Origin of the sequence: Cognatishimia sp., assembly GCF_049116455.1 — a bacterium.
In the GTDB taxonomy this organism is placed as follows: domain Bacteria; phylum Pseudomonadota; class Alphaproteobacteria; order Rhodobacterales; family Rhodobacteraceae; genus Cognatishimia.
The window spans coordinates 992,696-1,011,137 of the sequence record NZ_JAGDYW010000003.1 but is presented as its reverse complement, the minus strand read 5'-3'; the positions used below and the strand labels follow the sequence as shown (position 1 = coordinate 1,011,137).

17 protein-coding genes are annotated in these 18,442 nt (G+C 53.3%); 3 read left to right on the top strand and 14 right to left on the bottom strand.

Annotated elements, in window-relative coordinates:
* The first annotated feature begins 1 nt into the window (after nucleotide 1).
* The 3 genes from JXQ85_RS10005 (at nucleotide 2) to JXQ85_RS09995 (ending at nucleotide 1,769) form a co-directional block, all read left to right on the top strand.
* Nucleotides 2–799, top strand: coding sequence for a carbohydrate ABC transporter permease (locus tag JXQ85_RS10005; RefSeq protein WP_421748757.1), 798 nt, complete (start codon nucleotides 2–4; stop codon nucleotides 797–799).
* 1 nt (nucleotide 800) lies between these two features.
* A complete protein-coding gene (locus JXQ85_RS10000; RefSeq protein WP_421748756.1) occupies nucleotides 801–1,079 on the top strand; it encodes a DUF2160 domain-containing protein in 279 nt (92 codons plus the stop codon).
* A 159-nt stretch (nucleotides 1,080–1,238) separates the two neighbouring features.
* Nucleotides 1,239–1,769, top strand: a complete 531-nt coding sequence (locus JXQ85_RS09995; RefSeq protein ID WP_421748755.1) for a hypothetical protein — start codon at nucleotides 1,239–1,241, stop codon at nucleotides 1,767–1,769.
* Between the two features lie 74 nt (nucleotides 1,770–1,843).
* Here the strand turns inward: JXQ85_RS09995 and JXQ85_RS09990 are convergent, their stop codons facing one another.
* The 14 genes from JXQ85_RS09990 to JXQ85_RS09925 all read right to left on the bottom strand — a co-directional run bounded on the left by JXQ85_RS09990 (nucleotide 1,844) and on the right by JXQ85_RS09925 (nucleotide 18,072).
* Entirely contained in the window at nucleotides 1,844–2,956 is a 1,113-nt protein-coding gene (locus tag JXQ85_RS09990; protein ID WP_421748754.1) for a M56 family metallopeptidase, read from the bottom strand.
* Nucleotides 2,946–3,338: a BlaI/MecI/CopY family transcriptional regulator gene (locus JXQ85_RS09985; RefSeq protein WP_421748753.1), complete on the bottom strand. Its 393-nt coding sequence runs from the start codon at nucleotides 3,336–3,338 to the stop codon at nucleotides 2,946–2,948. The genes JXQ85_RS09990 and JXQ85_RS09985 overlap by 11 nt, the downstream gene beginning before the upstream one ends.
* Nucleotides 3,339–3,762: 424 nt before the next feature.
* Nucleotides 3,763–5,178, bottom strand: coding sequence for a PolC-type DNA polymerase III (locus JXQ85_RS09980; RefSeq protein WP_421748752.1), 1,416 nt, complete (start codon nucleotides 5,176–5,178; stop codon nucleotides 3,763–3,765).
* A 2-nt stretch (nucleotides 5,179–5,180) separates the two neighbouring features.
* Nucleotides 5,181–5,699, bottom strand: a complete 519-nt coding sequence (locus JXQ85_RS09975) for a hypothetical protein (RefSeq protein WP_421748751.1) — start codon at nucleotides 5,697–5,699, stop codon at nucleotides 5,181–5,183.
* Nucleotides 5,700–5,702: 3 nt separating this feature from the next.
* A complete protein-coding gene (locus JXQ85_RS09970; RefSeq protein WP_421748750.1) occupies nucleotides 5,703–7,526 on the bottom strand; it encodes a DUF294 nucleotidyltransferase-like domain-containing protein in 1,824 nt (607 codons plus the stop codon).
* Between the two features lie 104 nt (nucleotides 7,527–7,630).
* Complete coding sequence (locus JXQ85_RS09965) at nucleotides 7,631–9,418, bottom strand: sodium:solute symporter family protein (protein WP_421748749.1); 1,788 nt, start codon at nucleotides 9,416–9,418, stop codon at nucleotides 7,631–7,633.
* Nucleotides 9,419–9,422: 4 nt separating this feature from the next.
* Entirely contained in the window at nucleotides 9,423–9,683 is a 261-nt protein-coding gene (locus JXQ85_RS09960) for a DUF4212 domain-containing protein (protein ID WP_421748748.1), read from the bottom strand.
* Between the two features lie 58 nt (nucleotides 9,684–9,741).
* Nucleotides 9,742–10,428, bottom strand: a complete 687-nt coding sequence (locus JXQ85_RS09955) for an adenylate kinase (RefSeq protein ID WP_421748747.1) — start codon at nucleotides 10,426–10,428, stop codon at nucleotides 9,742–9,744.
* A complete protein-coding gene (acs, locus tag JXQ85_RS09950; RefSeq protein ID WP_421748746.1) occupies nucleotides 10,428–12,395 on the bottom strand; it encodes an acetate--CoA ligase in 1,968 nt (655 codons plus the stop codon). The genes JXQ85_RS09955 and acs overlap by 1 nt, the downstream gene beginning before the upstream one ends.
* Nucleotides 12,396–13,639: 1,244 nt before the next feature.
* The gene (locus JXQ85_RS09945; protein ID WP_421748745.1) at nucleotides 13,640–14,047 is read right to left on the bottom strand and encodes a DUF2177 family protein; all 408 of its coding nucleotides are present in this window, start codon (nucleotides 14,045–14,047) and stop codon (nucleotides 13,640–13,642) included.
* A gap of 69 nt (nucleotides 14,048–14,116) precedes the next feature.
* The gene (locus JXQ85_RS09940) at nucleotides 14,117–14,866 is read right to left on the bottom strand and encodes an SDR family NAD(P)-dependent oxidoreductase (protein WP_421748744.1); all 750 of its coding nucleotides are present in this window, start codon (nucleotides 14,864–14,866) and stop codon (nucleotides 14,117–14,119) included.
* Nucleotides 14,859–16,013: a class I SAM-dependent methyltransferase gene (locus JXQ85_RS09935; protein WP_421748743.1), complete on the bottom strand. Its 1,155-nt coding sequence runs from the start codon at nucleotides 16,011–16,013 to the stop codon at nucleotides 14,859–14,861. Before JXQ85_RS09935 ends, JXQ85_RS09940 begins: the two co-directional genes overlap by 8 nt.
* On the bottom strand, nucleotides 16,013–16,768 hold the full coding sequence (locus tag JXQ85_RS09930) for a DUF1365 domain-containing protein (RefSeq protein WP_421748742.1): 756 nt from the start codon (nucleotides 16,766–16,768) through the stop codon (nucleotides 16,013–16,015). Before JXQ85_RS09930 ends, JXQ85_RS09935 begins: the two co-directional genes overlap by 1 nt.
* Nucleotides 16,765–18,072: an NAD(P)/FAD-dependent oxidoreductase gene (locus tag JXQ85_RS09925; protein ID WP_421749052.1), complete on the bottom strand. Its 1,308-nt coding sequence runs from the start codon at nucleotides 18,070–18,072 to the stop codon at nucleotides 16,765–16,767. The genes JXQ85_RS09930 and JXQ85_RS09925 overlap by 4 nt, the downstream gene beginning before the upstream one ends.
* Between the last annotated feature and the right edge of the window lie 370 nt (nucleotides 18,073–18,442).

Below are 18,442 nucleotides of genomic sequence, written 5' to 3'. Positions count from 1 at the left end.
GATGAAAAAACGATCTCTCGTTCCCATTCTCTATATCTTCTTCCTGATGCTGCCGATCTATTGGCTCGTCGCGATGAGTTTCAAAACTACCAATGAGATTCTGGCTGGGTTCTCTTTGTTCCCCCAGACCTTCACCTTGGAGGCATACAAAACGATCTTCACCGATCCGACCTGGTACTGGGGTTACATCAACTCGATCCTCTATGTGTCGATCAACACGGTGATCTCAATCGCGGTGGCACTGCCGGCGGCCTATGCCTTTAGCCGCTACCGCTTTCTAGGGGATAAGCAGCTCTTCTTCTGGCTGCTGACCAACCGGATGGCGCCTGCTGCGGTCTTTGCTTTGCCCTTCTTCCAGCTTTATTCCGCTGTGGGTATCTTTGACACGCACCTTGCGGTGGCTCTCGCGCACTGTCTTTTCAACATCCCGCTTGCTGTGTGGATTTTGGAAGGCTTCATGGGCGGCGTGCCGAAGGAGCTGGACGAGACAGCTTTTGTCGACGGCTACAGCTTCCCGCGCTTCTTTGTGGCGATCTTCATCCCAACAATCAAAGCTGGCGTCGGCGTCGCGGCCTTCTTTTGCTTCATGTTCTCTTGGGTGGAACTGCTGCTAGCCAAAACGCTTACTGCCGTGGCTGCCAAACCGATTGCCGCAACGATGACCAAGACAGCCTCAAGCGCAGGCTACGAGTTGGGGCTTCTTGCAGCAGCCGGGACACTGACCATCATTCCAGGCGCCATCGTGATCTACTTTGTTCGCAATTACATCGCGAAGGGCTTCGCGATGGGGAGGGTTTGATATGCTAAGTTGGATGGCATGGACCTGGCCCACAGCGGCCGTCTTCATTGGAATTTTCAGCGCGATTGGCATCCTGGTCATGCTGGAAATCCGCAACCCGGGAGGGGATGAACGTCAAGGCATTCTCGGCCTCACCACCACCCGCGGGGATCGCCTGTTCCTGACCTGCTTGGGGACAAGCTACATCTTTCTGGCTTGGATCGGCCTTTTCGGCATGCCCCTTTGGATGCCGTTAGGATTAGCGATTTTGTGGGGGATCATCTGCTTCTGGAAGGTGTGAGTTTTTTCTTCACAGACTTTCGAGCAAGGGCCCGGCGCAGCGCGCCGGGCCTTTGTTTTGGAGATGTAGGCTTATCCAAACTATTCTGACTATGCGCCTTTTGTTCGCCATAAATTGTAGCTAGCAGCGCAAAGCAATTATCTTGAAAGGAAATTTAGAATGAAGGCCATTCTAGCAAGTCTGTCCGCACTAATGTTGATGGCTTGCATGTCGTCAACAGGTGGTGATGCTTCGAAGTTGAAAGGTGGCGCAACAATCGATGGCTTCAACGTCGGTTGGGGGGCAATCCCATACCTTGCATCAAGCGCACCGCAAGGTCACACACCACTGATCTTTACCTTCACCTCGCTTACCTCGAGCTATGGAAAGGGAGTGACAGAAGCTGATTGGGAACGCCGGGCAAAAAAAACTGGAATGGCGGTTTCAGACCTCAAAAACTTGATGGGTGAATCTGCCTACAAGGGTCCTGACGGTGAACTGCGAGTCTGCACGATCCATGCTATTCAACGGGGGCTCTGTGGCAAGAAACTTGGTCTCTCGGTGCAAAAGCGCGCGGATCTTGCCCGTCGAGCTTTGGCCCTCAGCGACCGATGCCAATGGGTAGACTTTAATGCGGCCTATCACACACAGGCGGCCTACCGACTGGGTGCTGTTGATGAAACGCTACATGTAACAGCGGTGTGTAAATAACTCGCGCTAAGCATTGTCGCGAGAAACGGTGCCCAAACTTTTAATGGTAAGGGCACCGACAATCTCCTACCCCGTCACCAGCTCCGCTGAGCCAGAGTATTCAACTCGTTCAGCCGATCCAAATTCGCCACCGTGGACAACATGATCCGGTCATGGCTCCACTCCGGAGGTTCTGCCAAGGCCGCTGCTCCGAATAGAACACCCGCTGCCATGAAGACCGACAATGCAAAAGCAAACCAAATAGTTTCGCGCTTTGGGTCTTCCTGATCGTGTGCGATCTCAAGAATGCGTTCCTTCAGGATCGAACGGCGCCCCATAAACGGAATGCTGCGACCCACAAGAGGCACGCCAAGAGCTGTCGGTTGCGCGCGGCTTGCGAGGCTTTGGCGGGCAATCGACAAAAGCCGCAACGAATAGCCATGAGCATCAAAGCCGCTTCGGGCCAGATAGGCACGATCGCATGCCAGCTCGCCCAGTTTCCGAAGGCGGCTAGAGAGGAACCAGAAGCCTGGGTTCAGCACAACCAATGGTGAGAGGAAAGAGAGCAGCACTTCAGCGTCAACATCTCCTTGGCGGATATGCTGCATTTCATGGCCCAATGACATCTGCATTGCCTTGCGATCACCACCAAATCCCTGTGGGATAACGATGTAGTAGAACCAAAAACCACGCGTAGAAAACGGTACGGTGATATGAGGGCTCATGATCAGCTTCATGCGGCGTGATCTGTGCAGCACTCGGCCTTGATAGATCGAGCGGCGGACGCGCCAGAGATTCAGAAGAATGTATCCAAGACGTAGGATCAGCGCCGACAGGAAGGCCGCAATGACCAATTGGGCGATCAGCGAGCGGCCAGTGGTCAGTTGCTCCATCACGCGAGCTTTGATCTGAAAGAGATTGTTCATCTCTATCGCAGATATGCCGATATTGCCCTTCAGGACCTGCGCAACGATCACATCGGTGGCGTTCACCGATGCGGCATAGGACGTTTTAGAGAGATACGGCATGATGAAGGGCAGGGTGCTCAGACATGCGATGGTCGCAACACCCAAACGTCGTCGCGTCAGGAAATGGCGTCTGTTGCCAGACAACCAAAGTACTCCTTCAAACACTGCAAAAACCAGTGCGGCCAACAGGATCATCAATTGGATCCAGATCGCCCCCCCTACGATTTGATCAACCGTCATCCTTTCTGATCCTTGTATCAATGATCTCTTTTATTTCCTGGATCATTTCGTCCGTCAGGTCTTCGTTATCCACCAACCGTGCCACCAGCGCGGTTGGTGTTCCTCCAAACAAAGAGTCTGACAAATTTTTGAGGGACCGTCCCTCATAGTCTGCTCGCTGGATGACCGGGCTATAGATCAGGCTGCGCTCTTTGCGCGCTGAGCTGACATAGCCTTTGTCTTCCAAAATCTTCAAAACAGTCGCAACTGAAGTGTAAGCGCGTTTGGTGTCACCCTCTAGGGTGCCCATAACGTCGCGCACGGAACCAGTCCCGATCTCCCAAAGGGCGACCATGAACTCAAGCTCAACATCTGTGAGCATTTCACTACGACGACGTACCAATTGCAGTCTCCACTAAATTACTAATTGTTTAGTAACGCAAAAACCTGAGCAAGGGAAGTATGTTGTTTAGTCGATTAGAAGTATCGTCTTCCAAGGGACGAAGCGTAAGGTAATCGAAGTAAGCTTTGCACTTAAATACCGCCATTGGCCACTGCATTCATGAGTTGAAGCTTTGGGCCGCCTTCACAGGCGGCCCTAGGCGGACATCTAATTCTATCGTTTCATGTCGCATGCCCAGCTAACGTTGCGGCCGTTGCTAAAGTACACGCTTACTAGTGTCTCGAAGTCAGTAATGCGGACTAGCCGTCGCTTCTATGCGGTTCCTATACGAGAGGCGCGCGTGCAAAGCTTATGCGTTGGCCTTATCATGTGGGTTGCTCAGACGCTTTGTTATGCGCTCAGAGTGAAGATCCGCCACGATTGCTCAATCTTCATTTAGATCATTCAGAAGTCTGGAATGCCGCCGTGTGTCCTGCATCAGATCCCCGAAAGTTGTTATGCCTTTGCCGTGTAACATGGGCAGAAGCTTCAGGACCGCTTCAGCCGTCGCAATGGTGTCGCCGAGTGCAGTGTGACGGAGATCAGTAGGAATTTGGATCGACAACCGTTCACAGAGCGCGTCGAGTGAATGATCTGCTGTTGTTCCGAAAACCACCGCTGATAGAAGCACGGTGTCAAGCACTGGGTGATCCCATTTGGCTCCTATGCATTGCTCCTGTTCGCGCAACAACCCGATGTCAAACGGCGCATTGTGGGCAACCAATACCGCATCTCGGGCGAACCGGTGGAAATCCCGTCCAACTTGAACGATATCCGGCGCTTCCGCCACATCGGCATCTGTCACGCCGTGAATTCTGGTGGATGCCGGCGGAATGGCGCGGCCTGGGTTCACGAATGCATCGACGTGTTCACCATCCACGATACGCCCGTTGAGGATACGCACAGCCGCGATCTGGACGATGGCATCGTCTTTCACCGACAGCCCTGTGGTTTCCGTGTCAAAGACCACCAATGGGAGATCTGCTAGTGCTGTGTTTTGCAGATCAGCTGCAGCCCGGCTTTCCAACAGCCCGAAGTCGAAGACCAGTGGGCGAGCATTGTCTGCGTCCAATTGATCTCTTTCAAGATCAATGAAGATCATATCTCCATCATCACCGAGGGGCTTCAGGCGCGCATTGAATGTCGTTCGATGCTGGATATCTGGCAGAGCGAATGATGTATTGTTGGAGCCGCTCGATGGTCGTGCTTTTGCATTTTCAATGGCGCTAGGATCGAAGTACTCTGCCAAAGGGGCCTTCAACCGGGGTGGAGCGATTTGCGCCAATATGTAGGCAGCCTGCGTATCATAGAGAACAATCTCCCCCATCGCATTGACGAGAATGGTCGCGATCGGAATTTCGCTTAAGAGAGCGGTGAGACGTTGCCGCTCTTTGCGCAGCTGCACTGTTTCCTGAGAGACATTGGACCGGATGACTTCCAAGGAAGCATCCATAGCCTGAGAAACCGCACGCGCTGCGGGGGCTAGATCCCCTAGATAGCGGGCAGTTTCTTTCCCTATTTCTGTCTCGACACCCGCATGAGCGCGAAGGCGCATGTTGGTTGAGAGCATGTCGATGGGTTGAGCGACATGTTCGTCAAAGAGAAACCAAATCACGAGGAGGAAACCAACATTCATGAAGGCAAACAGAAAAAATGCGGTTGCAAATGGAGCGAATGGAAGTGCGGGTTCGACGCGTGACCATGCAAATATCAAAGACCCGAGCGCCAGAGCCACGGCACCTGCGGCCATCAATCCGAAGAACAGAAAAATCCGCAGTCGAAGGGGGAGCTGCATTAGCATGATCAGGCCTCGCAAACCGTGATCAGGATCGGATCATCTTTCGGCTTCGATTGCCAATCGGCATTAATGACCCTTCCGTCCGGTGCGAATTCCGCCCCATCGATCAAAAGCGCTGATCGGGTGTTTTCACAATCAATCAACATGGGCGCTTTATTGACCGGTGACCAGCGACCAAAGAAATAGAGGTCGACCAATTTTTGCGCAGGCAAGTTCTCGTTTTTTTGTAAGTTCGCCATGTCCACCGCGACAAACCGCTTTGTATAAGGCACGATCTGGGTCCATGGGCGGGTCCAGCTTCGTTCGTCAATGGTCGACGCGATTTCCACACCTTCGGGCAGACGTTCGGCAGTGCGACTAAACCAAGTGTATTCATTGGAAATCGTCATGCCAATCATGCCTGCACCAGCGGCAATCGGCATGACCCATTTGGGCAGTCGCCGCCCAGTCAGGATGTTTAGCAACATTGCCACGCCAGCACAGGCGATCCCGGCAAAAATGGTTGCGATGAGTTCAATGAACATGGCTTATCCTAGCGCGCCTTTGCCTGATCCGGCAGCTGATTGCATGGTTTTCACAACGACAAATGCATCGCGCAAATGACTGCGCTCAAAGTCGGAGAGATCTGATGGATCAAGGTAGTTATCTGGCTTCTGGCCGGACTTTATCTGAGCGGCCTGATGTTTCAATCGCGTCATTGCGATGAGGTCATAGGCATCCAGAAAATCATTGCCACCGGATTTGGAAAGCAACCCGCGACGAACACCCGCCTCAAGGCGCGCACGCGTTGACACTTGGGTCAGTTGGCCTTCCAGTGCATAGATGCGACCCAGATCAACGACCGGCACGACCCCATTATGTTTAAGGTCCAATTGATTTCGGTGGTCACCAGATCGGATTGTCGCCAAGCCACGCAACAGGCCGAGCGGTGGGTGATGCTTCAGAGAGTTTGACACCATGTGCGCTGTAAAGATCGAGTTCTTCGCAGCAGCCTTCAACGTGTCTTGCTGAAGATCACCAAAGAGGTTTTCGTCGCCGCCAATTACGCGCAAGTCAAACATGACCGAAGCCAGCATCTGAGCTTCGGGATTTGGCGTGGCGATCCAGCCTTGGAAATAGTCGCGCCAGACGGAAATCGGCTGACACCAGCGCGGGTTGGTCGCCATCATATCACCGGGGCAATAGAAGTAGCCGCAGGTGTCCAAACCGTCGCTGACAAATTTGGCCAGCGCCGCAAAGTACGGCATGTTAGCTTCGGTTACCTCATCGGACAGGATCAGACAGTTGTCTTGGTCGGAAACACCGGTTTGTTCTTGCCGACCCTGACTGCCACAGGCGAGCCAGACATAAGGCACAGGCGGACTGCCCAGCTTTTCTTCTGCCAACGCAAGCAAGCGCCGGGTTGCTGTATCTGCAATATCTGTGATCAGCCGGGTCACAACTTCGTGCCGGTTTCCGGCGTCCACCAGCTGCACAAGCAATTGCGGGATTTCACGGGTCACGCTTGCCATCTGTTCCGCGGTATCAGCCTTGGCGATGCGCCCAACCAGATCCGCCGAAGTCACCGCCTGCGCCCGCGTCAGATCGGTTTTGGTGATGATGCCGACAAGCTGGCCGTCATCCAAAATCGGGATGCTGCCGATCCCCTGCTCGACCATCAGGTGCAGCGCGTCGGTCACCAGTTCGTCCGGACCAAGTGTCAGGACCTCTGTCGTCATAATGTCAGCAATCGCATCAGAGGGGTCTTTGCCTTCAACAATCACGCGACCATTCATATCGCGCAGGGTCACCAGTCCATTGAAATCACCGCCGTCCGTTATGCCAATTGTCGAAATGCGGCGATCACACATAATGCGTGCTGCATCTCGGATGGGCGTATCCAGCGTACAAGTCACAGGGTCTGATGTCATCCAGCGTTTCACTGGCGTTGTAGCCGGGTCAGCCTGCGCAGGCGCTGGTGGCCGTCGGCGATCAAAGAACTTAGCAACCGCGCTGTGCATTTTGATCAACGCGTAAAACTGGTCTTTCGGAACGGCGATGAGCGTTGCTTCAGACACAATCGTAGCTGTGCGGCTCGAAGTTTCTCCGCGCAGCAAGGCACGCTCGCCAAAGGAGTTGCGCGGGCCCAACAAAGACAGTTGAACACCGAACTCATCGGTGATCTCAACTTCACCCGCCGCGATGATGTAAAGATGGGTAGCCGTGTCACCGACGGAGTAAACAACGTCGTCGGCAGAAAATTCTTGCGCCTGACAAGCCTGTGCCAAGGTCGTCAAGTCGGCTTCAGGCAAGCTGTCATAGGGATGCACAGATGCGAGAAACTGGGTCAGATTTGTCGGAAGAGATATCATTTGGCCCTTCTGGCACAGACACTGTCATTTGGGATTGAGCAGGATCAAATTCGGTAAGTGTAAGGGGGAACACCGCCGCGAAAGGGCGGCGGTGTTCGTGTTTTTTAGTGACCTTCGACCGCTGTACCGGAGCCGCGTGGGATACGCACGCTCTCGACCAGGTCTTTGATCTCTTGTGGTGTTTCTTTGGTCGCGCCGGACACAAAGTACGCCACAGTGAAGTTCACCAGTGCACCAATTGCGCCAAAGGAGGTGGATTTGATCGGGCCAAGCAGCGGATCAGCATCAGTGAAGCTGTTTGTGCCTGGAACGAAGAACCAACCTTTGTGCAGGAAGATGTAAAGCAGTGTGACCAACAGACCTGCCAGCATACCAGCAACTGCACCCGTGTTGTTGATGCGGGTGGAGAAGATACCCATCATCAGCGCCGGGAAGATCGAAGCTGCCGCCAGACCGAAGGCCAAGGCCACGGTTTGCGCTGCAAAGCCTGGAGGGTTCAGACCCAACAGAACTGCCACAACAATCGCTGCCGCCATGGAGATACGCGCCGCCAGAAGCTCATTTTTCTCTGACATATTTGGTGTCAGCTGACCTTTCAGAAGGTCGTGGGACACGGCAGAGGAAATCGCCAAAAGCAGACCCGCAGCGGTAGACAGCGCAGCGGCCAGACCGCCCGCAGCTACAAGGCCGATGACCCAACCAGGCAGGTTCGCGATTTCTGGGTTCGCAAGAACCAGAATGTCACGGTTGAACTTGGTCAACTCGTTGCCTTGCCAGCCACTTGCTTCCGCCTTGGCTTGCAGATCAGCACTCTTGTCGTTGTAGTACTGGATCTTGCCGTCGCCGTTCTTATCTTCCCAGTCCAACAGACCGGTTTTCTGCCAAGTCGCCATCCAAGCATACTCAGGAGCGGTTTCGATCTGCTCAACGCTGACCGCCTCGCCGTTTGTGCCGTTTGGCCACATCAGGTCAGAGATGTTCAGACGCGCCATCGCACCCACAGCCGGAGCTGTCAGATAAAGCAGGGCGATAAAGACCAGTGTCCAGCCCGCAGACCAACGTGCGTCAGATACCTTAGGAACGGTAAAGAAACGCATGATCACGTGTGGCAGACCCGCTGTACCAATCATCAATGACAGGGTGAACAGAACCATGTTGATGGTGGAACCGTGCGCCGCTGTGTACTCTTTGAAGCCCAGATCGGTAACGATTTGGTCGAGCTTCTGGAGCAGAGGTTCACCAGATGCAGTGTGCTCACCAAAAAGGCCTAGAGCTGGGATTGGTGTGCCTGTTAGCTGCAGAGAGATGAAGACCGCTGGGATAGTGTAAGCCGTGATCAGAACGCAGTACTGCGCAACCTGAGTATATGTCACACCTTTCATGCCGCCGAAAACAGCGTAGGCAAAAACCACACAGGACCCCAGAAGCAGACCCCAGAAGGCGTCGATTTCAAGGAAGCGACCAAAGGCAATGCCCACTCCCTGCATCTGACCGATCACGTAGGTGATGGACGCAACCAATAGACAGATCACAGCCACCAGACGGGCAGTTGGAGAGTAGAAACGATCACCGATGAACTCAGACACGGTGAACTTGCCGAACTTACGCAGATATGGTGCCAGAAGCAGCGCCAGCAGAACGTAACCGCCGGTCCACCCCATCAGGAAGGAAGAGTTGTCATAGCCGGTGAAGGCAATAAGGCCTGCCATCGAGATGAAAGACGCCGCAGACATCCAGTCTGCCGCTGTCGCCATACCGTTGGTGACCGGGTGAACGCCGCGACCCGCAGCGTAGAATTCAGATGTGGACCCAGCGCGGGCCCAGATCGCGATGCCGATGTAAAGCGCAAAGGACGCGCCCACAAACAGCAGGTTGAGAGTAAACTGATCCATCGTTTTATTCCTCGTCTACGCCGTGTTCACGATCCAAGGCGTTCATGCGCCAGGCGTAGAAAAAAATCAGCGCCAGGAAACACAGGATCGACCCTTGTTGGGCGAACCAGAAACCAAGATCAGTACCGCCAACGCTGATACCAGAGAGCATCGGACGCAGGACGATCCCGAACCCGAAAGAGACCAGCGCCCATATCACGAGGCTGATCTTGATAAGACGCATATTGGCGGCCCAATACGCGTTGTTGTCATCATTTTGGGACATGGAATGGCCCCTCCTTCCTTTTCCAACCGACCGTTAAAAGGTCTGTTTTTGTAAGCCCTTAGGCGGTAACTTTCGCCACCACATGGCTCAGGTTTGAAGCGATCTCCTCAATCGCTCCCATAGCGTCGATGCGCGATAGCGCACCGGAGCGTTCGTAATAGGCAATGAGCGGCGCGGTCTGGGCGTGGTAGGCCTCAAGCCGCTGTGCCACAGTTTCCGCATTGTCGTCCGCACGGCGTTTCATCTCGGTCGACCCGCATTTGTCGCAGGTGCCGGTGGTTGCCGTTGGCTTGAATGTGTCGTGATAGCCTTCGCCGCAATTTCCGCATGTGAAGCGACCAGAAATGCGTTCCACCATCGCGTCATCCTGCACTTCCATACTGATTGCTGCATTGACGGACTGACCGCGTTCTTGAAGAAGCGCGCCCAGTGCGTCGGCTTGCACAGTCGTGCGAGGGAAGCCATCCAAGATCACACCCTTAGCACAATCTGGCTTTTCCAAGCGATCTCGCAGGATCGCAATCACAATGTCATCACTGACAAGATCGCCCGCTTCCATTACCGCCTTGGCGGCTTTACCCGCTTCGGTGCCCGCCGCCACGGCTTCGCGCAGCAGATCGCCGGTAGACAGTTGAACAAGCCCAAACTTTTCTTCCAGCATCCGCGCCTGTGTGCCTTTGCCGGCCCCGGGAGGGCCAAGTAAAATAAGGACAGTCGCCGCTGTAGGTGCCGTCGCGCCGTCCATTACGCGTCCGCCTTGTTCATGCGGTTTGCAATCAGATCGTCCACAACGGATGGATCCGCCAGCGTCGAGGTGTCGCCCAGAGAGCCATAATCGTCCTCAGCGATTTTGCGCAGGATGCGGCGCATGATCTTGCCAGAGCGGGTCTTGGGGAGGCCGGGTGCCCATTGAATAAGGTCAGGTTTGGCAATCGGGCCGATTTCGGTGCGGACCCAGGTTTCGAGCTCTTTGCGCAGAGCGTCAGAAGGCTCTTCACCATTCATCAGGGTCACATAGGCGTAGATGCCCTGTCCCTTCACGTCATGTGGATAGCCAACTACGGCGCTTTCAGCGACATTGGCGTGCGCTACCAATGCGCTTTCGACCTCGGCGGTGCCCATGCGGTGACCGGATACGTTGATGACATCATCGACACGCCCCGTGATCCAGTAGTCGCCATCTTCGTCGCGACGGCAACCGTCACCGGAGAAATAGTAGCCTTTGTAATCGCTGAAATAGGTCTTCTCGAAGCGTTCGTGGTCGCCCCAGACGGTACGCATCTGACCGGGCCAACTGTCTTTCATGCAAAGAACGCCATCCACACCGTTGCCTTCGACGATTTCACCTGACGTCGGCTCCAGAACAACAGGTTGCACACCAAAGAACGGCTGTTGGGCGGACCCTGGTTTCAACTCGGTAGCGCCTGGCAGTGGTGTCAGCATGTGACCACCGGTTTCGGTCTGCCAGAAGGTGTCGACGATCGGGCAGTTCCCTTTGCCGACCACCTCGTTGTACCAGTTCCAGGCTTCCGGGTTGATCGGCTCGCCCACTGAGCCAAGCACGCGCAGATCGGACAGGTCGAATTTCTCAACCCATTCATTGCCCGCGCCCATCAGCGCGCGGATCGCAGTTGGCGCGGTGTAGAACTGATTAACCTTGTGCTTTTCACAGACTTCCCAGAAGCGACCCGCATCCGGGAAAGTCGGCACGCCTTCAAACATGATCGTGGTCGCGCCATTGGCCAACGGACCATAGACGATATAGCTGTGGCCAGTTACCCAGCCCACATCAGCCGTACACCAGAAAACATCGCCATCGCGGTAATCAAACACATATTCATGCGTCATTGAGGCATAGACCATGTAGCCACCTGTGGTATGTACAACACCTTTCGGCTGACCTGTGGACCCTGAGGTATAGAGAATGAATAGCGGATCTTCGGCGTTCATTTCTTCCGCCGGGCATGCGTCTGACGCAGCTTCAGCCAGCGCGTTGTAGTCGTGATCGCGATTCGTCCAAGTGGTCTGGCCTCCAGTGCGCTTGACCACAAGGCACTGCACGTCGTCTTTGCAATGCAAGAGCGCAGTGTCGGTGTTGGATTTCAGAGGCGTCTCTCGTCCGCCCCGGGGGGCGTAATCTGCGGTGATCACAAGTTTTGCGTCACAACCGTTGATACGCGCCCCGAGCGCGTCCGGGGAGAAACCGGCAAATACGATGGAATGAATGGCGCCAATGCGCGCGCAGGCCAGCATGGCATAGGCGGCTTCCGGGATCATCGGGAGGTAGATGATTACCCGGTCGCCTTTGCTGACTCCGAGGCCCTTTAAGACGTTCGCCATCTTACTGACGGATCGATGCAGGTCGTTATACGTGATGTGCAGCGGGTCTTGCTTTGACGTGTCATCCGGCTCCCAAATGATCGCCGTCTGATCACCACGGTTGGATAGGTGACGATCGATACAATTTGTAGAGGCGTTCAATTTGCCGTCTTCAAACCAGCGAATGTCGATATTGCCTGGTTCAAATGACGTGTTCTTCACCTTGGTGAATGGCTCGATCCAGTCAATACGCTGACCATGTTTCGCCCAGAAATCATCGGGTTTGGAAACGGATTCACCATACATCGAGGCATAGAGATCGGCTGTTACATTGGGTTTCTGTACGCTGTTTACAGACGAATCTGATGCATATTGATTATCGTCGAGTGTCACTAAATTTCCTCCCTATGCTGCATGTGAAAACACCCGCAGGGCATTCTCAGAACAGTGCTAACCGCATTCTAGGCATCAAAATTCAATAATTGATGGTTCTTGAGGAATTCTTTGACAGAATTGTAAAAATCTATAAATCACAGTAAGGTAATATTGTAAATTATTTTTCAAATCTGTATTTCTCTGTGTTTGTACAGAGTTAGCTTACCGCTGACTGGGCAGAGATCGTCCAACAGCATTTGGCCGGCGACACTGGAAGGAAACATGTCATTTTCTGCGTTGCGGCAAAGCGTCGCGTCACTACCCGCAAGCTCGCTTTTGACTCGAAAGAACCGCGATTGATGCATCACGCATCAGAACGCTGACAAGCAGGAATTTTACCTTGATCTTTGATACCGTCCCGAAGAGGCTATTGCCGGATCAAGCTATCATGGAGTGAGATCCGCAGAAGGCTTGCGACAGTCATCGAAGAGCGCTTTCTAGGCGATTTGTGAGGCACTATCGACCTGCACATGCGTGATGCGTCGCCTACAAACCACAAACCCGCTTGAGTCGGACAACAGGCCTAGATCGGCGGCCACTGGATGCCCACTTTTGACTTCGGCTAATATTTCGCACGTATCCGCAAGCGTCTCGCTGACGACTGAAAAGAATACGCTTGCGTCCCTCGTGTGTGTCTATCTGCCCCCGGGCTAAAGTTTCAAATTCGAGCGGTTGTTGTTTGTTAGCTGATTTACGGCCTTAAAGAGCGCATAACCATTAGAATCTGGGAACCTCCCTCGTCCTGTCTAATCATCAACGCGAAACGTCGGAGTCGAAGGTCAGCGAATGGCCAGAAAGTTCAACTAGGTTTCAACCGCAGCGAATGTCTACTTTCCGCCCTTTCCGGCGGTGTTCGCCAATTAGGCATTTTGCGCTTATTCTAGGGCGAGATAGCTAATGAACCGCCAGCGGCCGGTTTCGGATTTTTGCTTCACAGATCTCTTCGCAAACTCGGTGGAATAGAACAAATCCGGATTCGAACTGAAGGCAAAAATGCATCTTGGGATACTGTTAGGGGTATTGGGGTAGGCCGAATTAATTTAACCCTTATATTATAAGGGCTTGGTGTGTCGATGTGGAGTCCCGTCGGGCAATGCTTTCTAACAGAATTCAATTTAATTCATTTATCCTGGATGGATCGATGATCTGACTCGCGCCAAAAATCGAACTTTCTGGCGGACCTATTTTCAATCGGCAACCGCTCATGAATTCTGGATCATCATGCGGACGATCATTACGCCGGCCCAAGCCGAAAACCCCGTCAATACGCCGCCCCAGATCAAGTCAGTTGCTACCTGCTCAAAGGACCAGTCCTTTAAAGTGGCGTAGTTGGTGAACTCGTAGGTGCCATAGGCGAGAAGTCCCAACAATGCGCCTCCGATGAGAGCCGCAGTTGGATCGTTTGCGCGCAGGGCAGGGACGGAGACAAACCAAAGCAGCCCGGCGATATATCCTAAATAAAAAACCGCAGCAGGCACAACGCGAAACGGGTCGGCGAAGAGGTGAGAGATGTGCCGTTCAAACACAGGTTTCACCAAGAATTTCAAACCGATGGCATCGACCGCAAAAAAGATCACAGTGGTGCAAAGATAAAGGATAACGATTTTCATAAGCACTCCTTGTTTCGCTTAGCTTGGATGGTCATTCGAACATTAAGCAGACCAGATGATGCGCTTTGATCATTGCACCAACCTTCGCGTAAGACGCAAAGACGCCCAATAGGGTAAAGCGCGCAATAGTTTCAGAGCGAGCGTCAAACGACGGGGAAAGTGAATTTCGAATTGGCCGCCGTTGAGGCCTCTATAGATCGCTTTGGCCGCATCATCTGGCTGCATTAGGGCCGGCATTGAAAACGCATTGCGTTGAGTAAGGCGCGTGTCGACAAACCCGGGTGAGATCAAACGTACATCTACTTTTCCTTGAAGTTCCACCCGCAGAGATTCAGCAAGATTGATCACGCCTGCCTTAGTGGCCGAATAAATCTGCCCCTGTGGCAAGCCCATATATCCGGCGACCGATCCGCATAGCGCAAGTTGGCCATCTTTACGCAACATAGGAGGCGTGAGTTGAGCAATATGCAGGCAGCCGGTGAGATTCACAGAAACAATCTGCGCGGCCGTTTTCAAATCAATATCTGCGATTTTCCCCGGGTCGTATTGTGCCGCGAGATGAATGACACGGTCCAGCGGGCCAAAATGCGCAAGTTTATCAGCGGCGACCTTGATCTGATTTGGATCCAAAATATCAAGCGGCAGGGCCAGATGTTCGGAACCCAGTTCGGAGACAAGCATGTTTAAACGTGCGTCAGACCGCGCTGACAGAATGAGGCGAGCACCCTGCTTGGCCCAATACCGCGCCAAGGCCGCACCGATGCCTTCGGACGCTCCGATGATCCAGATTAGTTCCTTCGGATTGGTTTTATCAGGCATGGCAAAGCTCAACTTGCACAACATCTGTTTGCCCAACAGAGAACGACGCAGCACAGATACCGAGGTAAAATTGCCAATTTCGCAGGAAGCGATCACTATAGCCAAGTCGTTTGATGCGGTGTTTTTGTGCCTCCAAACGATCGTTCCAAATGGCACAGGTGCGGGCGTAATCTGCACCAAAGGCAAAACTGTCGGAAACCAATAGTCCGGCTTGGCGCGCCTGCTTGGCGATCACTTCGTTTGACAGCAACATGCCTCCGGGGAATGTGTAATGGCGGATATAGTCTGAACCACTTCGATAGGTTTCAAAATAGGCATCGGGCACCGTGATCGCTTGGATCATCGCGCGGCCACCTTCGGATAGCCGCGCCTTTAGGGTCGAAAAATAGGTGGGCCAGTAGTTTTCTCCGACCGCTTCGATCATCTCGATTGATACGATATTGTCATAGCGACCCGAGCTGTGCCGATAATCTAACAACCGGATATCTGCCCGCCCGTCGAGGCGCGCATCTGCATAGCCTTTTTGGCTAGGTGAAATGGTCAGGCCAGTCACATGGTGCCCTTGATCTGCTGCGCGTTCCGCAAAGCCGCCCCAGCCGCAGCCGATTTCCAAAACCTGCTCGCCTTGCATGCGGCGCAGGATGCGATTGTATTTTTGCGCTTGTCCTTGAGCCAGATCATCTGTTTCGGGGCCAAAAAGCGCTGAGGAATAAGTCATGCTTTCATCCAGCCAAAGCTGGTAGAACTCGTTTCCAACGTCATAGTGGCGGCGAATGTTGCGGGACGCACCGCGCGGCGTGTTTGCTCGCATCAGGCGGTTTACAACTCGGAATTTCAAACTGTTCCAAAACCCGGCGTAGGCATAGTCGCGAAACTGGTCGAGGTTGCGTAAAGCTACGATGGTTAGGTCCTCAATCGACGAGGTATCCCAAAGGCCGGCCACAAATGTCTCACCCAACCCGATGTCGCCCCGCGCAGCGATGGCAGTGACCACAGACCAGTCATGAATATGCATATCCGCACTCGGAGAGCCGTGCCCGAAGTCGAGCGTTTCTCCTTCAGGTGTTCGCAAGCGCAGCTGTCCTTGACTGATGCGCGCGCAGGTATCCAAAAAATCTCGTTTCACACGGTTGGTCAGAAACAACATCAAGTCACCTCATGTTCTGGGGGTGTCGGGCGTCTGCGGTACTTCGCGCCCTTCAGCTTTAGGCGTAAGGCCTGCCAATGGATTAAACCGATGGTGCGCAGTGCACCAAGCGGGCGGCGCAGGCTGGCGCGCAGCAGTCCCGCGCTTGTCATTGGTTTTCGCCGTCCTGTCAGCGTGGCAATCACGCCTTGATCGCCATTTCGATATCCGATGCGAATGTTGATTTTCGTAGGCTGGATATCAAAGCGGAACTCATAGGTGCCAGCGACTGTTTGAAAAGGCGATACATGCAAGGCTTTGGGTGCATGAATGCGGCTTGTCGCTGAAATCGGGGCGAATTCTGGGAGATGACAAAAATAAGAATGCCGATCCCCAAAAGGGGTTGAAACCTCGACAATGACAGCAACCAATTCGTCGCTGTCTATCACCAACCAAAAGCTGGCGGGATTAAAAACATAGCCCAGAAATCGCGGCTGCGTCAGTAGCAATAGGCGTATTGCGGGATCTGAGAGCCCTTTTGCCTTTAGAACTTCACGCGCCCAATGCGCCCCTGATCCATTGCCTAAAGGCCCGCCATGGTCGGTGTCATATACGGATGTAAAGTTGAATAGATTGCGCGAAAACAGGAGCGGTGTCGCGACAGGTTTTTCCGGTTCGATCAGCACAAAGTCCACGCCATAGCTAAAGGCATTTTTGAGATTGCCGCGCCGCGCATGGGTGGTGGACCCAGAGATATGTTGCGGCGCAAAACTCATGCGGTTTTCTGCCCCATCAGACGCGCTATGCGCATCGCACTTGCAAAGCCATCTTCATGAAATCCATGCCGCGTATAGGCACCGGCAAACCAAGTGTTGTTTTCCCCCTGCATCGCCGTCAATTGAGTCTGTGCGGCAAGGGCTGCCCGGTCAAATACGGGATGGCGAAAGGTCGTTTGGTCGTAGATCAACTTTTCTTGGACCGGCTGTGCAGGATTAAGGGACACAAACAACGGATCACTTTCAGGAATTTGTTGTAGACGGTTCATCCAATAGGTGACGCCTATCGAAGGTTCCTCTTTGCGCGTGTCCGCTTTGTAGACCCAACTTGCCCAGACAGCGCGTCGTTTGGGCATTTGCGTTGTATCGCGGTGTAGGATCACATTGTTGTCCTGGAATTGGATCGCGGAAAGTGCGCTGTGTTCTTCCGGCGTTGGGTGTTCAAGCATCTGCAATGCCTGGTCAGAGTGGCAAGCAAAGACCACCTGATGAAATCCAGCAAAGGTATCTTGTTCGCTGAGGATAGAAATTTCGCCCTCAGTGCGTTTCACCATGCGAACGGGAGTCGATTTGCAGATACGCACGCCTTGGCTGTTCAGATGTGTTTCTAGCTTACTGACATATTCGATGCTGCCGCCCTCAACCGTCCACCATTGGTGCTGCCCAGTGGCAGACAAAAGCGCATGGTTGCGAAAAAACTGAACCAAAGCCCGTGCTGGAAATTTGCGAATTTCAGAGGGGGAGGTTGACCAAATCGCGCCACATAATGGCATGAGGTAAAACCGCTGAAACCATTCCCCGAGGTTAAGCTCGTCCATCAGCTCGCCAATTGTGGTTAAATCGTCTTGAGCATTTGCCTCGGCTTTGGCGTTAAATCGCATGATGTCGCGGATCATACGTGCAAATCCGGGGCGGGTGAGGTTACGCATCTGCGCGGTCAATGCGCGCATGCCTTGCAGGCCATATTCCACTCGACCATCATCAATGGAGGCCCCAAAGCTCATATCGCTTTTAATGACTGGGACATCCAAATCCAGAAACATGCGGGTTAGATTGGGGTAGTTGATGTAATTGAATACGATGAAACCAGTATCTACCGGTTGATCACCATTCATTCCTGCCATCACTGTGCGCGCATGCCCACCGAGGCGCGAGGCAGCTTCAAACACTGTGACATCATGCTGCGAAGCTAAGAGGTAGGCTGTAGATAGTCCAGAAATACCGCCCCCGATGACCGCGATCCGTTGGCGACGAGGCGGGGGGCAATCAAGAGAGGCTCTGGTTCCGCTGTGCTTTTGGTTCAGACTGCTTATCCACTTTGACTTGAGATCAAAACTGATCCGATTTCATTCAACTCGCTCCGAGCGCATGGGGGTAGCTTAGGCGAAGAATTTCGTTCTGGCCAATCACGCGATTTCTTGAGCTATTTTTCCACAAATCATGAGGCAGAAATGTATCTGTGGCTAAAATTCAGGCATTTTGACCGATGGTGTAATCCAGTGTCGATGCCACTTGTTGTTCTAAGTGCATCTATCAAATCGGCATTCGAGGGAGATTGAGAATCTACCAGTAGGTAGGCGGTCAAGCCCTTAAGTAGGCCAATTACTCAAAACAAAGTGAATTGACGTCTACCATCTGGTAGGTAGTTTTGATATTGAGTTCAACAAAGGATTA

Excerpts from the sequence above, each read along its gene's own strand:
- JXQ85_RS09955 (WP_421748747.1), bottom strand. The coding sequence starts at position 10,428 with ATGGACGGCGCGACGGCACCTACAGCGGCGACTGTCCTTATTTTACTT.
- JXQ85_RS09970 (WP_421748750.1), bottom strand. The coding sequence starts at position 7,526 with ATGATATCTCTTCCGACAAATCTGACCCAGTTTCTCGCATCTGTGCAT.
- JXQ85_RS09945 (WP_421748745.1), bottom strand. The coding sequence starts at position 14,047 with ATGAAAATCGTTATCCTTTATCTTTGCACCACTGTGATCTTTTTTGCG.
- JXQ85_RS10000 (WP_421748756.1), top strand. The coding sequence starts at position 801 with ATGCTAAGTTGGATGGCATGGACCTGGCCCACAGCGGCCGTCTTCATT.
- JXQ85_RS09940 (WP_421748744.1), bottom strand. The coding sequence starts at position 14,866 with ATGCCTGATAAAACCAATCCGAAGGAACTAATCTGGATCATCGGAGCG.
- JXQ85_RS09975 (WP_421748751.1), bottom strand. The coding sequence starts at position 5,699 with ATGTTCATTGAACTCATCGCAACCATTTTTGCCGGGATCGCCTGTGCT.
- JXQ85_RS09990 (WP_421748754.1), bottom strand. The coding sequence starts at position 2,956 with ATGACGGTTGATCAAATCGTAGGGGGGGCGATCTGGATCCAATTGATG.
- JXQ85_RS09965 (WP_421748749.1), bottom strand. The coding sequence starts at position 9,418 with ATGGATCAGTTTACTCTCAACCTGCTGTTTGTGGGCGCGTCCTTTGCG.
- JXQ85_RS10005 (WP_421748757.1), top strand. The coding sequence starts at position 2 with ATGAAAAAACGATCTCTCGTTCCCATTCTCTATATCTTCTTCCTGATG.
- JXQ85_RS09960 (WP_421748748.1), bottom strand. The coding sequence starts at position 9,683 with ATGTCCCAAAATGATGACAACAACGCGTATTGGGCCGCCAATATGCGT.
- JXQ85_RS09980 (WP_421748752.1), bottom strand. The coding sequence starts at position 5,178 with ATGCTAATGCAGCTCCCCCTTCGACTGCGGATTTTTCTGTTCTTCGGA.
- JXQ85_RS09935 (WP_421748743.1), bottom strand. The coding sequence starts at position 16,013 with ATGTTGTTTCTGACCAACCGTGTGAAACGAGATTTTTTGGATACCTGC.
- JXQ85_RS09995 (WP_421748755.1), top strand. The coding sequence starts at position 1,239 with ATGAAGGCCATTCTAGCAAGTCTGTCCGCACTAATGTTGATGGCTTGC.
- JXQ85_RS09930 (WP_421748742.1), bottom strand. The coding sequence starts at position 16,768 with ATGAGTTTTGCGCCGCAACATATCTCTGGGTCCACCACCCATGCGCGG.